This window comes from Pseudomonas sp. BS3767 (genome assembly GCF_900099665.1).
GTDB lineage: Bacteria > Pseudomonadota > Gammaproteobacteria > Pseudomonadales > Pseudomonadaceae > Aquipseudomonas > Aquipseudomonas cerasi.
Window position 1 is genome coordinate 164497 of record NZ_FNCX01000008.1, and the last position, 18939, is coordinate 183435.

General features: G+C 60.2%; 18 protein-coding genes. 10 read left to right on the forward strand and 8 right to left on the reverse strand.

Annotated elements, in window-relative coordinates; translation table 11 throughout:
- The first annotated feature begins 605 nt into the window (after positions 1–605).
- Positions 606–1709, forward strand: coding sequence for a choline metabolism transcriptional regulator GbdR (locus BLR16_RS21360; RefSeq protein ID WP_003432573.1), 1104 nt, complete (start codon positions 606–608; stop codon positions 1707–1709).
- Positions 1710–1910: 201 nt separating this feature from the next.
- On the opposite strand, the gene BLR16_RS21365 is transcribed toward BLR16_RS21360, so the two are convergent.
- Positions 1911–3536, reverse strand: a complete 1626-nt coding sequence (locus BLR16_RS21365; RefSeq protein ID WP_003432575.1) for a methyl-accepting chemotaxis protein — start codon at positions 3534–3536, stop codon at positions 1911–1913.
- 421 nt (positions 3537–3957) lie between these two features.
- On the opposite strand from BLR16_RS21365, the gene BLR16_RS21370 reads away from it, so the two are divergent.
- Both BLR16_RS21370 and BLR16_RS21375 read left to right on the forward strand, forming a co-directional pair.
- Complete coding sequence (locus tag BLR16_RS21370; protein WP_003316169.1) at positions 3958–4191, forward strand: hypothetical protein; 234 nt, start codon at positions 3958–3960, stop codon at positions 4189–4191.
- Complete coding sequence (locus tag BLR16_RS21375) at positions 4188–4490, forward strand: cell division protein ZapA (RefSeq protein ID WP_003316170.1); 303 nt, start codon at positions 4188–4190, stop codon at positions 4488–4490. The genes BLR16_RS21370 and BLR16_RS21375 overlap by 4 nt, the downstream gene beginning before the upstream one ends.
- Before the next feature lie 25 nt (positions 4491–4515).
- On the opposite strand, the gene BLR16_RS21380 is transcribed toward BLR16_RS21375, so the two are convergent.
- On the reverse strand, positions 4516–5229 hold the full coding sequence (locus BLR16_RS21380) for a 3'-5' exonuclease (protein WP_060708371.1): 714 nt from the start codon (positions 5227–5229) through the stop codon (positions 4516–4518).
- Positions 5226–7160 (reverse strand): DUF294 nucleotidyltransferase-like domain-containing protein, encoded by a 1935-nt coding sequence (locus tag BLR16_RS21385; protein WP_003432578.1) that lies wholly within the window; start codon positions 7158–7160, stop codon positions 5226–5228. Before BLR16_RS21385 ends, BLR16_RS21380 begins: the two co-directional genes overlap by 4 nt.
- A gap of 231 nt (positions 7161–7391) precedes the next feature.
- On the opposite strand from BLR16_RS21385, the gene BLR16_RS21390 reads away from it, so the two are divergent.
- Complete coding sequence (locus BLR16_RS21390) at positions 7392–7838, forward strand: response regulator (RefSeq protein WP_003372457.1); 447 nt, start codon at positions 7392–7394, stop codon at positions 7836–7838.
- A 65-nt stretch (positions 7839–7903) separates the two neighbouring features.
- On the opposite strand, the gene BLR16_RS21395 is transcribed toward BLR16_RS21390, so the two are convergent.
- Entirely contained in the window at positions 7904–10081 is a 2178-nt protein-coding gene (locus tag BLR16_RS21395; RefSeq protein WP_074807304.1) for a malate synthase G, read from the reverse strand.
- Positions 10082–10403: 322 nt separating this feature from the next.
- Here BLR16_RS21395 and BLR16_RS21400 point away from each other — a divergent pair, with 322 nt between their 5' ends.
- Positions 10404–10922: a glycine cleavage system transcriptional repressor gene (locus BLR16_RS21400; RefSeq protein WP_003432583.1), complete on the forward strand. Its 519-nt coding sequence runs from the start codon at positions 10404–10406 to the stop codon at positions 10920–10922.
- A gap of 19 nt (positions 10923–10941) precedes the next feature.
- Here BLR16_RS21400 and BLR16_RS21405 read toward each other — a convergent pair whose 3' ends face one another.
- The 4 genes from BLR16_RS21405 to BLR16_RS21425 all read right to left on the reverse strand — a co-directional run bounded on the left by BLR16_RS21405 (position 10942) and on the right by BLR16_RS21425 (position 14048).
- On the reverse strand, positions 10942–11244 hold the full coding sequence (locus BLR16_RS21405) for a helix-turn-helix domain-containing protein (RefSeq protein WP_003372448.1): 303 nt from the start codon (positions 11242–11244) through the stop codon (positions 10942–10944).
- Positions 11244–11597: a type II toxin-antitoxin system RelE/ParE family toxin gene (locus BLR16_RS21410; RefSeq protein WP_024649925.1), complete on the reverse strand. Its 354-nt coding sequence runs from the start codon at positions 11595–11597 to the stop codon at positions 11244–11246. The genes BLR16_RS21405 and BLR16_RS21410 overlap by 1 nt, the downstream gene beginning before the upstream one ends.
- Before the next feature lie 264 nt (positions 11598–11861).
- Positions 11862–12749, reverse strand: coding sequence for an EamA family transporter RarD (gene rarD / locus BLR16_RS21415; RefSeq protein ID WP_024661745.1), 888 nt, complete (start codon positions 12747–12749; stop codon positions 11862–11864).
- A gap of 324 nt (positions 12750–13073) precedes the next feature.
- Complete coding sequence (locus BLR16_RS21425) at positions 13074–14048, reverse strand: serine/threonine protein kinase (RefSeq protein ID WP_074807312.1); 975 nt, start codon at positions 14046–14048, stop codon at positions 13074–13076.
- Positions 14049–14242: 194 nt separating this feature from the next.
- On the opposite strand from BLR16_RS21425, the gene BLR16_RS21430 reads away from it, so the two are divergent.
- The 5 genes from BLR16_RS21430 to BLR16_RS21450 are packed head-to-tail and all read left to right on the forward strand — an operon-like array spanning position 14243 to position 18935.
- Entirely contained in the window at positions 14243–15262 is a 1020-nt protein-coding gene (locus BLR16_RS21430) for a LacI family DNA-binding transcriptional regulator (RefSeq protein WP_003372438.1), read from the forward strand.
- The gene (locus BLR16_RS21435; protein WP_092194481.1) at positions 15246–16247 is read left to right on the forward strand and encodes an ABC transporter substrate-binding protein; all 1002 of its coding nucleotides are present in this window, start codon (positions 15246–15248) and stop codon (positions 16245–16247) included. Before BLR16_RS21430 ends, BLR16_RS21435 begins: the two co-directional genes overlap by 17 nt.
- Positions 16247–17116: an ABC transporter permease gene (locus BLR16_RS21440; RefSeq protein WP_003432593.1), complete on the forward strand. Its 870-nt coding sequence runs from the start codon at positions 16247–16249 to the stop codon at positions 17114–17116. Before BLR16_RS21435 ends, BLR16_RS21440 begins: the two co-directional genes overlap by 1 nt.
- Complete coding sequence (locus BLR16_RS21445; RefSeq protein WP_003432594.1) at positions 17113–17907, forward strand: ABC transporter permease; 795 nt, start codon at positions 17113–17115, stop codon at positions 17905–17907. The genes BLR16_RS21440 and BLR16_RS21445 overlap by 4 nt, the downstream gene beginning before the upstream one ends.
- On the forward strand, positions 17904–18935 hold the full coding sequence (locus BLR16_RS21450) for an ABC transporter ATP-binding protein (RefSeq protein ID WP_074807316.1): 1032 nt from the start codon (positions 17904–17906) through the stop codon (positions 18933–18935). The genes BLR16_RS21445 and BLR16_RS21450 overlap by 4 nt, the downstream gene beginning before the upstream one ends.
- The last annotated feature ends 4 nt before the right edge of the window (positions 18936–18939 follow it).

The following is an 18939-nucleotide window of genomic DNA, read 5'->3' on the forward strand; positions in this document are numbered from 1 at the left end:
TCGTATCCAGTGCGCGCAAGGTCGCTTACAGATTCGTTGCATCGTACGCACGCCCGGTTGCAGTGTCGGAACTGCGAAAAAACGGCCAGTACGTTACACAGTCGCTGCGCAGTTCGGCAGCGGTCGGTTGGCAGGTCGGTGCCTGCGCGAACGCGGTCTTTTGGAGGGGGGTAACGCCGACAAGTTCATTATCGGGTCAGATCCGGCAGTGGTCATGCCCGGTCGCATGCCATTTTTGGCGGCTGCGCGCTTTTCGATCACGCGCCCTGCAGGCCGCCACTTTTTAGCGCGAACGCCTGCCCTCGGCAGGGTTTTATCGGGATGTGCCTTGAGTAGCACTTGGCGTGCGAAGGCCCCTTGGTCGTTTCCGCCAAGTGCTACCGAACTGCTCATCGAACTGCGCCTGCGGCGGCCTTGGCGTCGCTGACAGGTACGTGGGTCGCAGCCGGTTAGACGCTTCGCGACGTCGTTTTCAGGTGTTCTTGAATGAGCGATCAATTTCCGGCATGGGATTTGCGATGTCATCACCAGGCCCTGCAATGACGAGGGCTACAAGAAGAGCCTGTTCTGGGGCCAACCATTGCCATATGAGAGGAGATAGTGTGATGACATCGTTCAATCAAGGGACTCAACCCCAGAACCGCGCGCCACAGTCCATCGGCTTTCTGCTGCTGGATAACTTCACCCTGATCTCCCTCGCATCGGCGGTAGAACCCCTTCGCATGGCCAATCAGTTGTCGGGCCGCGAGCTGTATCGCTGGACCACGTTGAGTGTCGACGGCGGACAGGTCTGGGCCAGCGATGGTCTGCAGATCACGCCGGATGCGGCAATGCACAAGGCTCCTTTGCTCGACACGGTTATCGTCTGCGGCGGTGTCGGTATTCAACGCTCCGTCACGCGTGAACACGTCAGTTGGCTACAGAGCCAGGCACGTCAGTCGCGTCGTCTGGGCGCGGTGTGCACCGGCAGTTGGGCGCTGGCGTGCGCGGGCCTGCTGGATGGTTTCGAGTGCAGCGTGCATTGGGAATGTCTGGCTTCGATGCAGGAAGCCTTTCCACGGGTGTCGATGAGCACCCGGCTGTTCACGCTGGACCGCAACCGTTTCACCAGCTCGGGCGGCACCGCACCACTGGACATGATGCTGCACCTGATCAGTCGTGATCATGGGCGCGAGTTGTCGGCAGCCATTTCCGAGATGTTCGTCTACGAGCGCATTCGCAACGAACAGGACCATCAGCGCGTGCCGCTCAAGCACATGCTCGGTACCAATCAGCCGAAGCTGCAGGAAATCGTGGCGCTGATGGAAGCCAATCTCGAGGAGCCGATCGATCTTGACGAACTGGCTGTGTATGTCGCCGTTTCACGCAGGCAGCTGGAGCGGTTGTTCCAGAAATACCTGCATTGTTCGCCTTCGCGCTACTACCTGAAACTGCGCCTGATTCGCGCCCGACAACTGCTCAAGCAGACCCCGATGTCGATCATCGAAGTGGCGTCGGTGTGCGGCTTCGTGTCGACGCCACACTTCTCCAAATGCTACCGCGAATACTTCGGCATCCCGCCACGTGACGAGCGCGTAGGGTCCAACACCGCACAGCAGGTTGCCATGATGCCAATCCCGCAGGCCTTGGTGCTCGCCCCGTTGTCCGGGCCGATGTCGGCCTTGAGTCAGGCGCGTAATGAGTCGACGTTTGCGAGTGTGAGGCTTTAACCGCCCTGCTTCGCAAGAGGACGCAGAGCGTCCAGAAAGGCATGCGACGCAGAGCGCCGCACGATCGTCGAGAGCATCGTTCCGCACGCTCCAGCGTGGGAATGCGGTTCCCGACGCTCTGCGTCGCAAGAGGACGCGAGCGTCCAGAAAGGCGTGCCAACACGGAGCATTGGCACGAGAGTCAGGTACCTCTGCCTGCAATCAAAGCGCGAAGCGCGCCACCATGCCGTTGAGGTCGATTGCCAGGCGTGACAGCTCGGTGCTGGCTGCGCTGGTCTGGTTGGCGCCGTTGGTGGATTGTGCCGAGAGGTCGCGGATGTTGACCAGGTTGCGGTCCACTTCGCGGGCGACCTGTGCCTGTTCTTCGGCGGCGCTGGCGATGACCATGTTGCGTTCGTTGATTTCCTCCACGGCGCTGTTGATGGTGTTCAATGCCTGGCCCGCGCCCTTGGCAATGTTCAGGGTCGATTCGGCGCGTTCGGTGCTGTTGCGCATCGAGCTGACGGCCTGTTCCGTGCCGGTCTGAATGCTGCTGATCATGCGTTCGATTTCGCTGGTCGATTGCTGGGTGCGATGGGCCAAGGCACGGACTTCGTCGGCGACGACGGCAAAGCCACGTCCTGCTTCACCGGCGCGCGCGGCTTCGATGGCGGCGTTCAATGCCAGCAGGTTGGTCTGGTCGGCCAGGCCGCGAATCACGTCGAGCACCTTGCCGATATCGCGCGATTCATTGGCCAGGCTGATGATCAGCTCGGCAGTGCCTTGCACGTCGCCACTCATGCGTTCGATGGCGCTGACGGTTTCCTGAACCAGGTCGCGGCCATCGCCCGCAGAGGTGGCCGCGCTGCGCGAGGCCTGCGAGGTGCTGGTGGCGTTGCGCGCAACTTCTTCCACGGCACTGGTCATCTGGTTGACCGCAGTGGCTGCCTGTTCTATTTCATCATTTTGCTGCACCAGCCCGCGTGCGCTTTCGTCAGTGACAGCATTCAGCTCTTCGGCTGCCGAGGCCAGTTGCGTGGCCGAGCCGGAAATACCCTGCAAGGTATCGCGCAGCTTGTCCTGCATGGTTTTCATGGCCAGCAGCAGACGACCGGCTTCATCGGTGCCATCGATACTGATCGGCCGGGTCAGATTGCCTTGCGCGATGGTCTCTGCTGCAAGCAGTGCGGTGGCAATCGGTGTGGTAATGCTCTTGATCAGCATCCAGGCAAACACGAGGGTCAGCAGTGTGGCGGCGATCAGCAGTCCGATCACCATATTGAATGCCGAGTCGTACTCGCTGGAGGCCTGTTCCTTGACCTCATTCAACTGCGCCGTATTGATCTCCACCAGTTTGCGCAGCACAACGTTCATCTGGTCGGAGTTGCTGACCATTTCGTTGTTGAGCAACTCCTGCAACTGGTCGATGTTGTTCGCACGGCTCAGCGTCTTCAGACGATCCTCAAGCTGGCGATACTGCCCCAGCAACTGCACGTACTGGCTATAGAGGTTGCGCTCTTCGGGCGCGCTGATCAGCTTTTCGTAAACGGTCTGAGCGTCAGTGATCTGCTTGTTGCGCATCGCCATCAGTTCGATGGTTTTCTGCTGGGTTTCCGGATCGCGATTGACCAGCAATCGATAGGACAATACCCGCAGACGAATACTGACTTCAGCGAAGCGATCGAGGCTCTTGATGCTGGGCACGTTGCTGTCGGCCAGCACCTCGGTGGCGCCGCGGATCTTGCTCATCTGTGACAGTGCAAAGACGCCCAGAATCAGCATGAGGGTGCCGATCATGGCAAATCCAAGAAACGCTCGGGGCGCGATGTTCATATTTCGCAGGGACATGGAAAGCTTCCAGGGTCATTTACGCGTTCCATGCGATTTAGAGACGGGGATAAAGCCGTGAGTGGGGTGCCTATCGGACGTGCGACTGAAGTCTTGAGTTAATAGGCACGTATCGCCTGTGACTTAATCGTGACGAATTCTTCATTTCTCTCGCGGATCGGGCGCAACCCCTTGAAAAGACGGGGCGGGGGCTTTTTCTGCGATGGCAGTCTGCCCATTGGCTGCGCGCATTTGTCGCAGTTTCAGGCAGTCTGACGAACAGCAGGAACCGGATACCGAATACGCAGTCACAAGCCCCCTACGCGTCTACGTTATCGACATGTCGATGTCATGACAGAGCGGTATCGAAGCCTGAGCGCTGGTATGCGCAGCGACTTTTCTTTATCGTACGCGCCCGTTGAAATTTGCTCGAGAAATCAAAATGTTGGAAGCCTCCCTTAGCCAATTGGAACAACTTGTCGGCGATCTGGTGCAGCAGAACCAGGCCCTTCAGGAAACAAATGCACAGCTCGGTGCCGAGCTGGCAAAAGCCAAGGACGAGAACGAGAACTTGCAACTGAGTCTGATGGAGCAGGAAGAGAAGCATGGCAGCACTGCCGCGCGCATCCAGGCACTGGTTGATCGCGCGACCAGCGCAAGTGCTGTCGGCGCATGAACGTCGATGGCAGCGGTGTAACCGTCCTCACTATTCTGGGCAATGAGTACTCGGTCAAGGCGCCGGCTGGCGAAGACCTGACGCTCATGAAGGCCGCCGCGATGCTTAATGCGTCGCTGGCCGACACCAAGCGCAAATACCCGACGTTGATCGGTGACCGTCTGCTGGTCCTTGCTGCGCTGAACCTTTGTTCGCAGCAGATCGAGCTTGAGCAATTGCACAAGGTCGAGCTCAAGCGCTACCGGGAGCAGGTCGAAGCGACGGTGGATGTGATCGCCAAGACCATCGCCCCGAACTGAATGTGAGGCGCTGACGCAGTCGCAGTCAGAAAGAATGTGACTGTCTGCGTCTGCGCCATTGCCCGAGTGCTTCCTCCAGCCGCAAGGGGCTGTCGATCTGCTGGCGACGGGCATGGCTGAACAGGATCAGCGCCAGTTCTGCGGTGACCAGCGCATCGGCGCTGGCGTGGTGACGCTCTTCGGCGTGCAGACCAAAGAAACGGGTCCAGTCATCCAGCCCGGCATGACGCAGGTTGGCGTGCTCGCAGAGCATCGGAGCTATTTCGGCAGCGTCGAAAAACGGATGCTGCAAGCGATAGCCCAGGCTTTCTTTCAAGGCACGCGACAGCATGTGCTGATCGAATGGCGCGTGAAAGCCGAGGATCGGGCTGTCACCGACGAACTCCATGAAGTCCAGCAAAGCCTCGACCGGCTCACTGCCTGCGGCAATCGCACTGGGCGCCAGCCCATGAATCAGAACGGCGGGGCTGATCTTTTGGTCGACGCGCAACAGCGTGCGCTCGAACTGCTGGCCCAGATCGATGGCGCCGTCTTCAATCACCACCGCACCCATGGACAGCACCTGATCACGGTTCATGTTCAGGCCGCTGGTTTCCAGATCCAGCACGACCCAGCGCTGTTCACGCAGCGGTGTGCCGCTGAGGTTCGCGCACACCGGCAGTCGTTCGAGGCGCTCCAGTTGATGTGCATGCAAAGGCGTCTTTTTCGGCCGTGGCTTGAGCCATTCGAACAGATTCATAGTTGATAACGCAGGGTCAGGCTGGTTTGCAATCGCTGCGCCTGGCGAAACGATTCGCGCAGAATGCGCCGGTCCAGATGGTTGAGTGTGTCGGGGTCGATGCGGTTGGAATAAGCCAGATTCTGGCGACTCTGCAGCTGATGTTGCTGCATGCGGGTCTGCTGAATGAAGTGATAGGCCTCCTCATACGCAGCACCGTCGAGCGGGTCGATGACTTCGCGCTCGACCAGTTGGCGCAGGCGTTCCTGCGTGTTGCTCACGCCGATACCGTTGGCCAGTGCCAGCAGGCGCGCCCCGTCGACGAAGGGCGTCAGGCCTTCGACCTTGAGGTCCAGGGTGTCCTTTTCACTGCCTTTGCGGGCCAGCACGAAATCCTTGAAACGACCCACCGGCGGACGCTGGCGCAGCGCATTCTCGGCCATCATGCGCTGGAACAGCCGGTTGTCTGCGACCTGATCAAGAATGCCGCGGCGCAGTTGCTCGCCGCCGCTTTCATCACCCCAGACCACGCGCAGATCGAAATAGATACTCGAGGCCAGCAGGTTCTCCGGCGTCGCCTCGCGAATAAATGTCGAGAAACGCTGTGACCATTCAAGTTGCGACAGACACAGGTCGGGATTGCCGGCCATGATGTTGCCCTTGCACAGGGTAAATCCACATTGCGCCAGGCTCTGGTTGATGCGTTCGGCAATTGGCAGCAGTACTTTGCGAATCTGCTCTGCCTCTGCGGCATCGCGCGCTTCGAACAAAATGGCGTTGTCCTGATCGGTATGCAGCGTCTGCTCGCGACGGCCTTCGCTGCCAAAACACAGCCAGCTGAACGCAATGCCAGGGTCGCCTCTCTCTGCAAGCGTCAGCTCGATCACCCGGCATACGGTGTGATCGTTGAGCAGGGTGATGATCTGGGTTATCTGCGTCGAAGACGCGCCGTGGGCAAGCATGCGATCGACCAGCTGGACGATATCGCCGCGCAAGCCGGTGAGCGCTTCGATGCGTGGCGCGTTGCGAATGGTCCGCGCCAGGTGCACCAGGTCGACCCGTTGCAGGGAAAACAGATCCCGCTCCGACACCACGCCGCACAACCGCCCGTCCCGGACCAGGCACACGTGGGCGATATGGCGTCCGGTCATGGCGATGGCGGCGTCGAACGCACTGGCGTCCGGGCTCAGGTGGAACGGTGACAGACTCATGGTGTGCCTGACCGGCGCGCTGAAGTCGGCATTCACATCGGCAACCGCCTCACGCAGGTCGCGCAGGGTAAAGATACCCAGCGGCGCCTGCCGCTCGTCGACAATCACGATGCTGCCTACCTGCTGCTCATGCATCAGCTTCACGGCGTCGCGCATGGGCGTTTCCGGGCTGCACATCACCGGATGGCGCATGGCAAGTTCACCCAGCCGGGTGTTCAGAGAGTATTGCGTGCCGAGGGTTTCGACGGCGCGCTGCTGGACCTGCTGATTGACTTGATCCAGCAGGCTGCTGACGCCGCGCAGGGCAAAGTCGCGAAAGGTTGTGGAGAGCGCGAACAGCTTGATGAACGCTTGCTTGTTCAATTGCAGGCAGAAGGTGTCCTCGGCAGCCAGATGCTCGGTGCGGGTGGCACGCTCGCCGAGCAGGGCGGCGAGCGGAAAACACTCACCCGTGGTTATTTCAAATGTCGTTTCCGTACCGCCTTTGGCAGAATGCGGACGCTCGCCGACGATCCGACCCTGTTTGACGATGTAAAAGTGCTCCACCGGTCCGTCGCCAGGCTTGATGATGCTTTCACCGGCAGCGTAGAAGCGCAGCTGGCACTGCTCGACCAGATAGGCCAGGTGAGCGTTTTCCATCTGATTGAACGGCGGGAATTTTTGCAGAAACTGCATGGTGCCGTGTATGTTCTGCAGCACGGCTGTCTTGCCTGCCTGGGTGAAAGCATCTGCCTTGCTCATGGCCTGTTCCGCGTTCTTGTTATTGGTGCTCATGGTCGGCCGCTTGCAGCCAGGTGCCCATTGGACGTAAGTCTTACCTTGAACCCAGTGACACAGTCGTGCTGGTTGCGACATAACTGATTTGACGAGCGCAACGGATTGCGAGCGGAGACCGGCCGGGATGCCGACGAAATGCATCGCAGATTGACCCGTATCTGCTGTCGGATTAGTTCAGGGAATGATGAGACTGCAATGATTGACCACGATATTCTGAGCGACGATGAGCGCGATGCCCTCCATGAGGTCATGCTCACGCCCGCCCGCGACGCCCCGCAACGGGTCCTGATCGTCGATGACGACAGCGACGCGCGAGAGCTGCTGGCCGAAATTCTAAGCCTCAATGACATCAGTTGCATGACTGCGCCCGGTGGCGATACTGCGCTGCAGATGATCCATACGCGTCAGTCCATCGGACTGCTGATCACTGACTTGCGGATGGCTCCTTTTGACGGGCTGGATCTGATTCGCAAGGTTCGTGAGTCGGATCGGGCCGAGCTGCCGATCATCATCGTGTCCGGCGACGCCAACGTGCGCGATGCCATCGATGCCATGCACCTGAACGTGGTGGACTTCCTTCTCAAACCGCTCAACACCAAGCAATTGGTGAAGCTGGTCAAGCGGGAATTGGGGATAAGTTGAGGCAGTGAGCCCTTGCAGGTTCTGGCCCGGCAAGGACCAGAACCTGCAATTGCCCGGGCGGCGAGTTACAGGCCGTTGATGGCCTTGAACTCCCTGCGGCGACGGTGCAATACCGGCTCGGTGTAGCCGTTGGGCTGCCGGGTGCCTTCGATGACCAGCTCGACCGCCGCCTGGAAGGCGATGTTGCTGTCGAAGTCGGGTGCCAGAGGGCGATACAGCGGGTCGTTGGCGTTTTGGCGATCCACCACCGGTGCCATGCGCTTGAGGCTTTCCAGGACCTGAGCTTCGCTGACAACGCCGTGACGCAGCCAGTTGGCCATGTGCTGGCTGGAGATGCGCAGCGTGGCGCGGTCTTCCATCAGGCCGATGTCGTTGATGTCCGGCACTTTCGAACACCCCACTCCCTGATCGATCCAGCGCACGACATAGCCAAGAATGCCCTGCGCATTGTTGTCCAGTTCGTTCTGGATTTCTTCCGGCGTCCAGTCAGTATTCGGCGCCAGCGGAATGGTCAGAATGTCATCCACCGAGGCTTGCTCGCGCTGCGCCAGTTCGGCCTGACGGGCGAACACGTCGACCTTGTGATAGTGCAGGGCGTGCAGCGCGGCTGCCGTAGGTGAGGGAACCCAGGCGGTGTTCGCTCCCGCCAGTGGATGAGCGATTTTCTGCTCCAGCATGGCGGCCATCAGGTCCGGCATGGCCCACATGCCTTTGCCGATCTGTGCGCGACCTTGCAGGCCGCATTTCAGGCCAATGTCGACGTTGGAGTTCTCGTAGGCAGCGATCCACTTCTCGGCTTTCATCTGCGCCTTGCGCACCACCGGGCCTGCTTCCATGGAGGTATGGATTTCGTCACCGGTGCGGTCGAGGAAGCCGGTGTTGATGAACACCACGCGCTCACTGGCGGCCTCAATGCAGGCCTTGAGGTTGACCGTGGTACGGCGCTCCTCGTCCATGATGCCGACCTTCAAGGTGTTACGCGGCAAGCCCAGTACCTGCTCGATGCGCCCGAACAGTTCGTTGGTGAATGCAGCTTCCTCCGGGCCGTGCATCTTCGGTTTGACGATGTACATCGAGCCGCTGCGGCTGTTGCTGCGTGAGGTGTTGCCGTTGAGGTTATGGATGGCTGCAAGGCTGGTCAGCAGGCCATCGAGAATGCCTTCCGGCACTTCGTTGCCATGCTTGTCGAGTATCGCATCGATGGTCATCAGGTGACCCACGTTGCGAATGAATAACAGCGAGCGACCATGCAGCGTGACTTCGCCGCCCTCTGGCGTGGTGTAGACGCGGTCCGGGTTCATGGTGCGGGTAAAGGTTTCACCGCCCTTGGACACCGATTCGGCCAGATCACCCTTCATCAGGCCCAGCCAGTTGCGGTAGACAACCACTTTGTCGTCGGCATCGACGGCGGCAATGGAGTCTTCGCAGTCCATGATGGTGGTCAGCGCCGCTTCCATGAGGATGTCTTTCACGCCTGCCGGATCGGTCTGCCCGACCGGGCTGGCGGCGTCGATCTGCAGTTCGAAGTGCAGGCCGTTGTGCTTGAGCAGCAAGGCAAACGGTGCCAGGGCATCGCCTTGAAAACCGACCAGTTGGGCGTCATCGTGCAGGCCGGTATTGCTGCCACCCTTGAGACTGACGACCAGCTTGCCGTCGATCAGTTTGTAAGCCGTCGAGTCTGCATGTGAACCTGCTGCCAGAGGCGCAGCCTGATCGAGAAAGGCACGAGCGAACGCGATCACCTTGTCGCCACGCACCTTGTTGTAGCCTTTACCCTTTTCCGCGCCGCCTGCTTCGCTGATGGCGTCGGTGCCATAGAGCGCGTCATACAGCGAACCCCAGCGGGCGTTCGACGCATTCAGCGCAAACCGGGCGTTCATCACCGGCACGACCAGCTGCGGGCCGGCCATGGTGGCGATTTCTTCATCGACGTTTTGCGTGGTGATCTGGAAGTCCGCTGCTTCTGGCAGCAGGTAACCGATCTCCTGAAGGAAGGCTTTGTAGGCCGAGGCGTCGTGAGCCTGCCCGGCATGCGACTGGTGCCAGGCGTCGATTTTCGCCTGTAACTCATCACGTTTGGCGAGCAGTGCCTTGTTCTTTGGCGCAAGGTCGTGGATCAGTTGGTCCGCACCGGCCCAGAACGCAGTGGCGTCGACGCCGGTTCCGGGGGTGGCTTCGTTCTGCACGAAGTCGAACAGGACTCTGGCGACTTGCAGGTCACCGACTTGAACGTACTCAGTCATTGCACTTGCCTCACTCTGCTCAGCAGGGTCGAGCACACTCGGGGAGCGCTCTGTTATTGATTTAGGTGTCATGTAGTGCGCAATTCGGGATACTACATGAGCCGTCATCGCGTGAAAACGTCGCTGAATATGTCACTAAACGACTGGATATTCATATTGGGTCACGGTGATATTCACCGTGTTCCCAGAAACGCTCAGGATTGTTCCATAAAGCGTGGCAAACGGTACACGATTTACCGCGAGCGAGCTGCCCTTCGGGCATGCCTATACTCGTAAGACCGACGCTGTCTCCAAATCATCTGTGCAGAAAGAGGAATTGACCGTGGATCATCTCGTCGTAACGCTGGTTGCTCCCGACAAACCGGGTCAGGTCGAACGCATCGCACGCTGCATCGCCGAGCATGGCGGCAACTGGCTGGAAAGTCGCATGTCGCGCATGGCCGGACAATTTGCCGGGATTCTCAAGGTAGGCGTCGAGGCAGAAAACTATGATGACCTGATCAAGGCCCTGAATGGTTTGTCAGCCCATGGCATCCGCATGTTGCTGGCCGAGAGCGTGGTCGAGACCACCGATACGACTCGAATGATCAGCATGGAACTGGTCGGCAACGACCGCCCCGGCATCGTACGCGACATCACCCGTTTGCTGGCCGGGCAGGGCGTCAATGTCGAACACCTGATTACCAACGTGTCCCCCGCGCCCATGAGCAGCGAACTGCTGTTCCATGCCGACGCGGTGTTGGGCGTCCCTCAGGACCTTTCACTGGATGACCTGCAGACGGCGCTCGAGACTCTGGCTGATGATTTGATGGTGGAGTTGGTGCTGGGGGCCAAGGAGTAAGTCCGATCACTGTTTTTATTCAGCTGCGGACTGCTTCTCGCTCCGGTACCAGTCTGACTTCTACACGTTGCCCCAGCGCTCTTGCTGCGCTGGCCAGCGTCGCAAGAGTCATTCCCGGATCGTTTTGATCCAGGGCCCTGTCCACTGCCGTCCGGCTTGTGTGCATGCGCTCGGCAAGGGCCTTCTTGGTCACCTTTTGCTGTTTCATGACTTCGGCGATCTGCCAAGAGATGACTCGCTTCAGAGCTGCGGCAGAAACCTCCTCGGCAAAACCTTGCTCGGCAAGGAAATCATCGAAGTCGGAGCCAATGTGCTCGTTCATTACCTTTTCCTCTTCAGTGCTGCCTTGCGCTGTCTGGCAGTTTCCAGATCGGACGCGGGAGTTTTTTCACTTTTTTTGATGAAGCCATGAAGCAAAACCATTGTGCGGGCTTCGACGGTAAACAGTACTCGTGCAATCTTTTCCTTCAAATCAATTCTGACTTCCCAAAGGTCTGGCTCCATTTTACGGACCACAGGCATACCTATTGGCCATCCGAACTGGACCGTCTTGATGTCAGTGCCGACTGCCTTACGATCATCGCGTGGCAGATCGATCAGCCATTCACGTACAGGTTCATTGCCTGTTTCGGTCCGGAAAAACTTGACGGTCAAAGTGGGTGGGAGATTACTCATATTTGGAGTGTACCAAAAAGTGTGCATAATTCAATGCTTGGAAAGGTATCCAGGTTATCCAAGTTAATCGTGCACCTGCCTGTGGATAACCTGGGGGAATAGCCTTGCGTGCCATACCCGCCGAGGCCTGGCGCGGATTGATCAAAAATCCAACAGTTTCAAGGGCTTGTGCACAGATAAGGTGAGTCTGCCTGTGGATAACCCTTGGAGAACCCTTTGCAGGCCACGGTTTGCGTGGCCTGCAAGATGTTGTCTGTTTTTTGATCAGTGACGGCCGCGGGATTTCAGCCAGATATCCACACTGTAGATCGCCAGCCCCGTCCAGATGAAGGCGAAGGTGATGATGGTGCTGGTGGTCAGGTGTTCGCCATACAGCAGCACAGCCAGCAGCAGGACCAGTGTGGGCGCGATGTATTGCAGGAAGCCCAGGGTGGTGAACGGCAAATGGCGGGCGGCGGCGTTGAAGCACACCAGCGGTACCAGCGTCACCGGGCCTGCGGCGGCGAGCCAGATGGCTTGCGTGGTGGTCCAGAATTCCGGCTGGGCGCTCACGGCCGTCGGGTTGAGCGTCAGCCAGATCAGTGCCAGCGGCACGAGCATCCAGGTTTCGACCACCAGGCCGGGCAGGGCAGCGACCGGGGCTTGTTTACGGATCAGCCCATAGAACGCGAAGGTCAATGGCAGCGCCAGCGACACCCACGGCAGGCTGCCGACGTGCCAGACCTGCTGTGCGACACCCATCGCGGCGAAGGCGACTGCCAGCATTTGCAGGCGTCTGAGGCGCTCGCCCAGCAGCAACATGCCGAGCAGCACGTTGACCAGCGGGTTGATGTAATACCCGAGGCTGGCCTCCAGCATGCGCCCGTTGTTCACTGCCCAGACGTAGATGATCCAGTTGCTGGCGATCAGCGTGCCGCTCAGCGCCAGCACGGCCAGCCGTTGCGGATTGTCGCGCAGGTCGCGCCACCAGCCGGGATGCTTCCAGAACATCAGCACAATCGAGCCGAAGAGTGCCGACCAGAGCGCGCGATGGATGATGATCTCGATGGCCGGAACCGCGGCAATGGCTTTGAAGTAGATGGGGAACAGGCCCCAGATGATGTAAGCACTCAGGCCCAGAATGTATCCACGGCGTGGATTGGCAGCTTGCATGGAGCGTCCCTTAAATGCAGAAAATTCCGGTTTTATTGTGGGGTGATGCGGTTGATGGTTTTGATTGTACTGACGCTGGAGCGCTCGATGTTATACACAGGTTCGACCGATTCACGACATCTGTGCCGCGCCGCTTGCTCAGGATCGGACGCAGCGCGCCGCACGATAGTTGAGATTATCGTTCCTCACGCTCCAGCGTGGGAATGCCTTGGGTTACGCTCCGCGTCACAGATTTGCGCCGCACCGGACATTCAGGATCGGACGCGGAGCGTCCAGAACCGCATGCGACGCGGAGCGCCGCACGATAACCTGGGGCTCATCAGGTCAAAACAGTTTCAACGGCTCTTCATTCAGTGCGGCCATCTGCTCGCGCAGGGCCAGGATATGGTCGCCCCAGTAGCGCTCCGTGCCGAACCACGGAAAGCTGTGCGGAAACGCCGGGTCATCCCAGCGCCGGGCCAGCCAGGCGCTGTAGTGCATCAGGCGCAAGGCACGCAGCGGTTCAATCAGGGCCAGCTCGCGTGGATCAAAATCATGAAATTCGTTGTAGCCGTCCATCAGCTCCGACAGCTGACCCAGACGTTCCTGGCGGTCGCCGGCCAGCATCATCCAGATATCCTGAACGGCAGGGCCGAGGCGGCAATCGTCCAGATCGACGATGTGGAACATCTCGTCACGGCACATCATGTTGCCGGGGTGGCAGTCGCCATGCATGCGGATGTTGGTGTGCGGTGTGGCCGCGTAGACGTCTTCGACACGCTTGAGCAGGTCACGAGCCACCGACTCGTAAGCCGGCAGCAGGCTGCGCGGGATGCAGTCGTTTTGCAGCAGATAGTTGACCGAATCATGGCCGAAGTTCTTCACGCCCAGGGCTTCACGGTGCGCGAACGGTTTGGTCGAGCCGACGGCATGCAGACGCCCCAGTAACTGGCCCAGGCGATACAACTGATCGAGATTGCCTGGCTCCGGTGCTCGTCCACCGCGACGCGGGAACAGCGTGAAACGGAAACCGGCGTGCTCGAACAGGGTTGAGCCGTTGTGCACCATGGGCGCGACCACGGGCACTTCGACCTCGACCAGTTCAGCGGTGAAGCTGTGCTCTTCAAGGATGGCTTCGGTAGTCCAGCGCTGTGGGCGATAGAACTTGGCGATCAGCGGTTGGCCGTCTTCGATACCGACCTGATAGACGCGGTTTTCGTAACTGTTGAGCGCCAGGATGCGGGCATCGCTGAGAAAACCGATGCTTTCGACAGCATCCAGGACCAGATCGGGAGTAAGTGTTGCAAACGGGTGAGCCATGACTACTCCTGCGCGCAGCAGGTTGCCGCGTCGGACCGCTGATGGTAACGCAGACCGGTCCCGCTTCGCCAAACCCCATCCGTTTAATCTGCCTTCGGGCTCTTTTGTCATCAAAAAGTCATGAGTCGTTAGCGAGATAGCCATGTTCGACGCCTAGAGTCGCCGTCAATGAGATCGATCTCAAGTGAGCGACAATGACTGATCTGAAAGAGGTAGCGCATCTGGCCGGGGTTTCCCGGGCTACTGCGGCACGTGCCTTCGCAAGCCCCGACGTCGTGCGCTCGGAAACCCGCGAGCGGGTATTCGCTGCGGCCCGCGCCTTGGGTTTTCGCCCCAATCGGCTGGGCCGCCAGTTGCGTCTGCAAACCACCAACCTGATTGGCGTGGTGGTGCCCAACCTGCTCAACCCGGTGTTTGCCGAACAGTTTCAGGCCATGGAACGGGCGGCGCGGGCGCGGGGTTATAACCTGCTGCTGGCAACCACCGACTACACCGCAGAGCGTGAAAGCGCCGTGGTTGAGGAGTTGTTGCGTCAGCGGGTCGACGGGCTGGTGCTGACGGTGACCGACGCCGAGCACAACCGGGTACTGCAAAGCCTGATCAATGAAGACACTCCGTTCGTGCTGGCCTATCACCAGACCGGTAACCCGGATTACAGCGCGGTGTCTGTGGATAACCGGGCGGGCATGGCGCTGGCCACTCGTTACCTGATCGATGCAGGCCATCAGCGAGTCGCCATGGTCGCAGGCCCGGCCATGCAGTCCGACCGCGCCCGACTGCGTTATGAAGGCTATCGCGACGCCATGGCCGAGCGTGGGCTTGAAGCGCGACCAGTGATTGAAATGCCTGCTCATACAAGCGCCGATTTCGCTGCACTGGAACCCCTGTTACGTGGCCCGGACGCGCCCAGCGCGCTGGTCTGTTCCAACGATTTGCTGGCCATCAGCCTGATTGCCGAATTACGTCGCAACGGCTGGGGCGTTCCCGAGCGCCTGTCGGTGATCGGCTTCGACGGCATCGCCCTCGGCACGCAGATGCACCCGACCTTGTGCAGCGTGGTTCAGCCCATCGCCGAGCTGGCGCACATTGTCATCGACCAATTACTGGCACGGATTGCTGGCGCAGTACCTGTTTCTCATTGTCTGCCGTGCCACATCCGGCCCGGCGAAAGCACCCAGCCCTACCAGGAGATGCTTCATGCTCAGCCTCAGTAAAACCCTCGCGGCACTGCTGTTATGTGGTGCGGCCAGCCTCGCCCAGGCCGCCGAAACCGCCATCTGCTACAACTGCCCGCCCGAATGGGCCGACTGGGGAACGCAGCTCAAGGCGATTGCCGACAGCACCGGTGTCCAGGTGCCGCTGGACAACAAGAACTCCGGCCAGGCGCTGGCGCAGATCGTTGCCGAGCAGGCCGCACCGGTCGCTGACGTGGTCTATTACGGCGTGACCTTTGGCCTGCAGGCGCAGAAGGCCGGCGTGGTCGATACCTACAAACCCAAACACTGGGACGACATTCCGGCAGGCTTGAAAGACCCTGAAGGGCACTGGTTCGCGATTCACTCCGGGACCCTCGGCATCATGGTCAACGTGGACGCACTGGGCGGTCTGCCGGTGCCGCAAAGCTGGGCGGATCTGCTCAAGCCCGAGTACAAGGGCATGGTCGGCTACCTTGACCCGTCCAGCGCGTTCGTCGGTTACGTGTCCGCCGTGGCGATCAACCAGGCCATGGGCGGCACGCTGGACAATTTCGGTCCGGCCATCGACTACTTCCAGAAACTGGCGAAAAACTCGCCCATCGTGCCCAAGCAAACCGCCTATGCACGCGTGCTGTCCGGCGAGCTGCCGATTCTGGTCGACTATGACTTCAACGCCTATCGCGCTCGCTACAAGGACAAGGCCAACGTTGCCTTCGTGATTCCCAAGGAAGGCACCATCGGCGTTCCCTATGTGATGAGCATGGTCGCCAAGGCGCCGCATCGTGCCAACGCCGAGAAGGTGCTGGATTTCGTGCTGTCCGATGAAGGTCAGGCGCTGTGGGCCAATGCCTATCTGCGCCCGGTACGCTCGAAGATGCCTGCCGATGTTGCTGCGCAGTTCTTGCCGGACAGCGATTACGCCCGTGCCGGTGTGGTGGATTACCAGCACATGGCCGCCGTGCAGGAAGCCTTCGCCGCCCGTTATCTGCGTGAGGTGAAGTAATGTCGGCCTCGCCGGAACAAGCGCTGGCTCTGCGCAAGGGCGGATCTTTCAGGCTGCGGCTGCGCCCGACCGCTGCCGTGGCGCTGGCTCCGGCGATGGCCGTATTGCTGGCATTCTGGTTGCTGCCGCTGACCCACCTGATCATGCTCGGCACGCAAGGGTCCGATGGCAATGGCAGCGGTTACTGGCAGGTCCTGAGCAGTCCTCAGTACCTGGGCAGTCTGGCGCAAACCTGCCTGCTGGCGCTGGTGGTGACGCTCGCGGCGTTACTGGTCGGCGGCATCAGCGGTGTGTTTCTGGCCCGCAACCACTTCTTCGGACGCTCTGCGCTGGTGGCTTTGCTGACCTTCCCGCTGGCGTTTCCCGGTGTGGTGGTCGGCTTTCTGGTGATTCTGCTGGCCGGTCGCCAAGGTATCTTCGCCGCGCTCGGGTTGCACCTGGCGGGCGAGCGCTGGGTGTTCGCCTATTCGCTGACCGGACTGTTCATCGGCTACCTGTATTTCTCGATTCCGCGAGTGATTCTGACGGTCATGGCGGCCTGCGAAAGTCTGGATCGCAGCCTTGAAGAAGCCGCGCATTCGCTGGGCGCGGGTCATTGGCGCGTGGTGTGCGATGTGATCGTTCCGGGGCTGGCACCCGCGCTGGTGTCCTGCGGCGCGATCTGCTTCGCCACGTCGATGGGCGCATTCGGCACGGCCTTTACCCTGGGCACGCGTCTGAACGTCACGCCGGTAGCGATCTACAACGTGTTCACCAATTACGCCAACTTCACGGTGGCCGCAGCGCTGTCGGTAATCCTCGGGCTGGTGACGTGGGCAGTGTTGTTGGTGGCCCGGCGCATGGTCGGTAAATCGGGAGTTCCCTTGTGAAACGTTCTCCGTTGTTTGCAGTACAACTGGCGTTCACGCTGTTGGTCTGCGCGTTCATGCTGGTCCCGGTGGTGCTGTCGTTACTGGCCGGCCTGACGCGCAACTATTTTCTGGGCCTGTCGAGCGGTCTGACCTTCGACTGGCTGGTGCAGGTCTGGCAGGCCTATTCACCGACCGTCTGGCTGTCGTTGCAACTGGCCGTGGCGTGCGCAATCTGCGTGTGTCTGGTGGGCGTCCCGGCAGCGTATGCGCTGGTGCGCATGAACAATCGCTTCAGCCGGGCCTTCGAGGAATTGATGGTCTTGCCCGTCGCCATGCCCGGTCTGGCCAGCGCCCTCGCGTTACTGCTGACCTACGGCCAGTTCGGCGGCTTTCGCAGCAGCTGGTTGTTCATTCTGGTCGGCCACGTGTTGTTCACCCTGCCGTTCCTGGTGCGCCCGGTCATGGCGGTGATGCAGCGTCAGCAACTGCCGGTGCTCGAAGAGGCGGCCGCCAGTCTGGGCGCCGGGCCGATCAAGCGTTTCTTCAGTGTGGTGGTGCCTAACTGCCGGGCCGGGATTCTTGCCGGTGTGCTGATGGTCGTGACCCTGTCGCTGGGCGAATTCAACCTGACCTGGATGCTGCACACGCCGATGACCAAAACCCTGCCGGTCGGTCTGGCCGACAGTTACGCCTCGGCCCGACTGGAAGTCGCCAGTGCCTACACCCTTCTTTTTCTGTTGCTGATTGTGCCGCTGCTGATTGCGTTGCAGGCCATCAGCGCGCGTCTCGCCCGTGGAGAGAGCCGATGAGCGGAACCACCATTCGCCTGAAAGGCTGCCGCAAGGCATTTGCCGACGGCACCGTTGCTGTAAAGGATCTGCACCTGACCATCGAGCCCGGCGAAACGCTGGCGATTCTCGGTCCGTCCGGTTGCGGCAAGACCACCACCTTGCGGCTGATTGCCGGGCTTGAACGTCCGGACGTCGGGCAGGTGTTGTTCGATGATCAGGACGTGACACGTCTGCCCATCGAGCGGCGCGACGTGGGCATGGTGTTTCAGAACTACGCGTTGTTTCCCAACCTCGATGTGGCCGGCAATATCGTTTACGGCCTGAAGATTCGTGGTCTGTCGGCTACCGAGCGCAACAAGCGTTGCGATGAGTTGCTGGAACTGGTCGGTTTGACCGGCCACGGCAAGCGGCGCGTCAACGAGCTGTCTGGCGGGCAGCGCCAACGGGTCGCGCTGGCCCGGGCGCTGGCGCCGCGCCCTCGGGTGCTGTTGCTGGACGAGCCGCTGGCGGCACTGGACGCGCAGTTGCGCGAGCGCTTGCGCAGTGAGCTGGACCAGTTGCTGCGTGGGCTGGGCATCACCTCGGTGTTCGTCACCCACGATCAGGGCGAGGCGATGGCCCTGGGCGACCGGATTCTGGTCATGGAAAAAGGCTGCGTCTCGCAATTGGCGACGCCGAGGGACATCTATCAACAACCTGCCAATGCGTTCGTCGCCGGGTTTGTCGGCAATCTGAATGCGTTCAGCGTGGTCGAGCGCACCCCGTCAGGCCTCAAGGTGAGCGGCGGCGAGCTGCCGTGGCACGGTGCTGACGTACCGGGCACGGTCTACTGCCGCCCCGAGCACCTGCGTTTGATGTCAGGAAACGGCCATATTCATGGGCGTCTGGTCGGGCAGTTTTTTCAGGGCGCGCAAAGTCGCTTGCTGGTCGATGTCGGTGGCCCGCAGCCGCTGCTGGTAGACAGCACCGACAACGTGATTTATGCCGCAAACGCAGTCATTGCCTTGAGCGTCGACCCGCAAGTGCTGTTTACCCTGCATTCGTGAATTC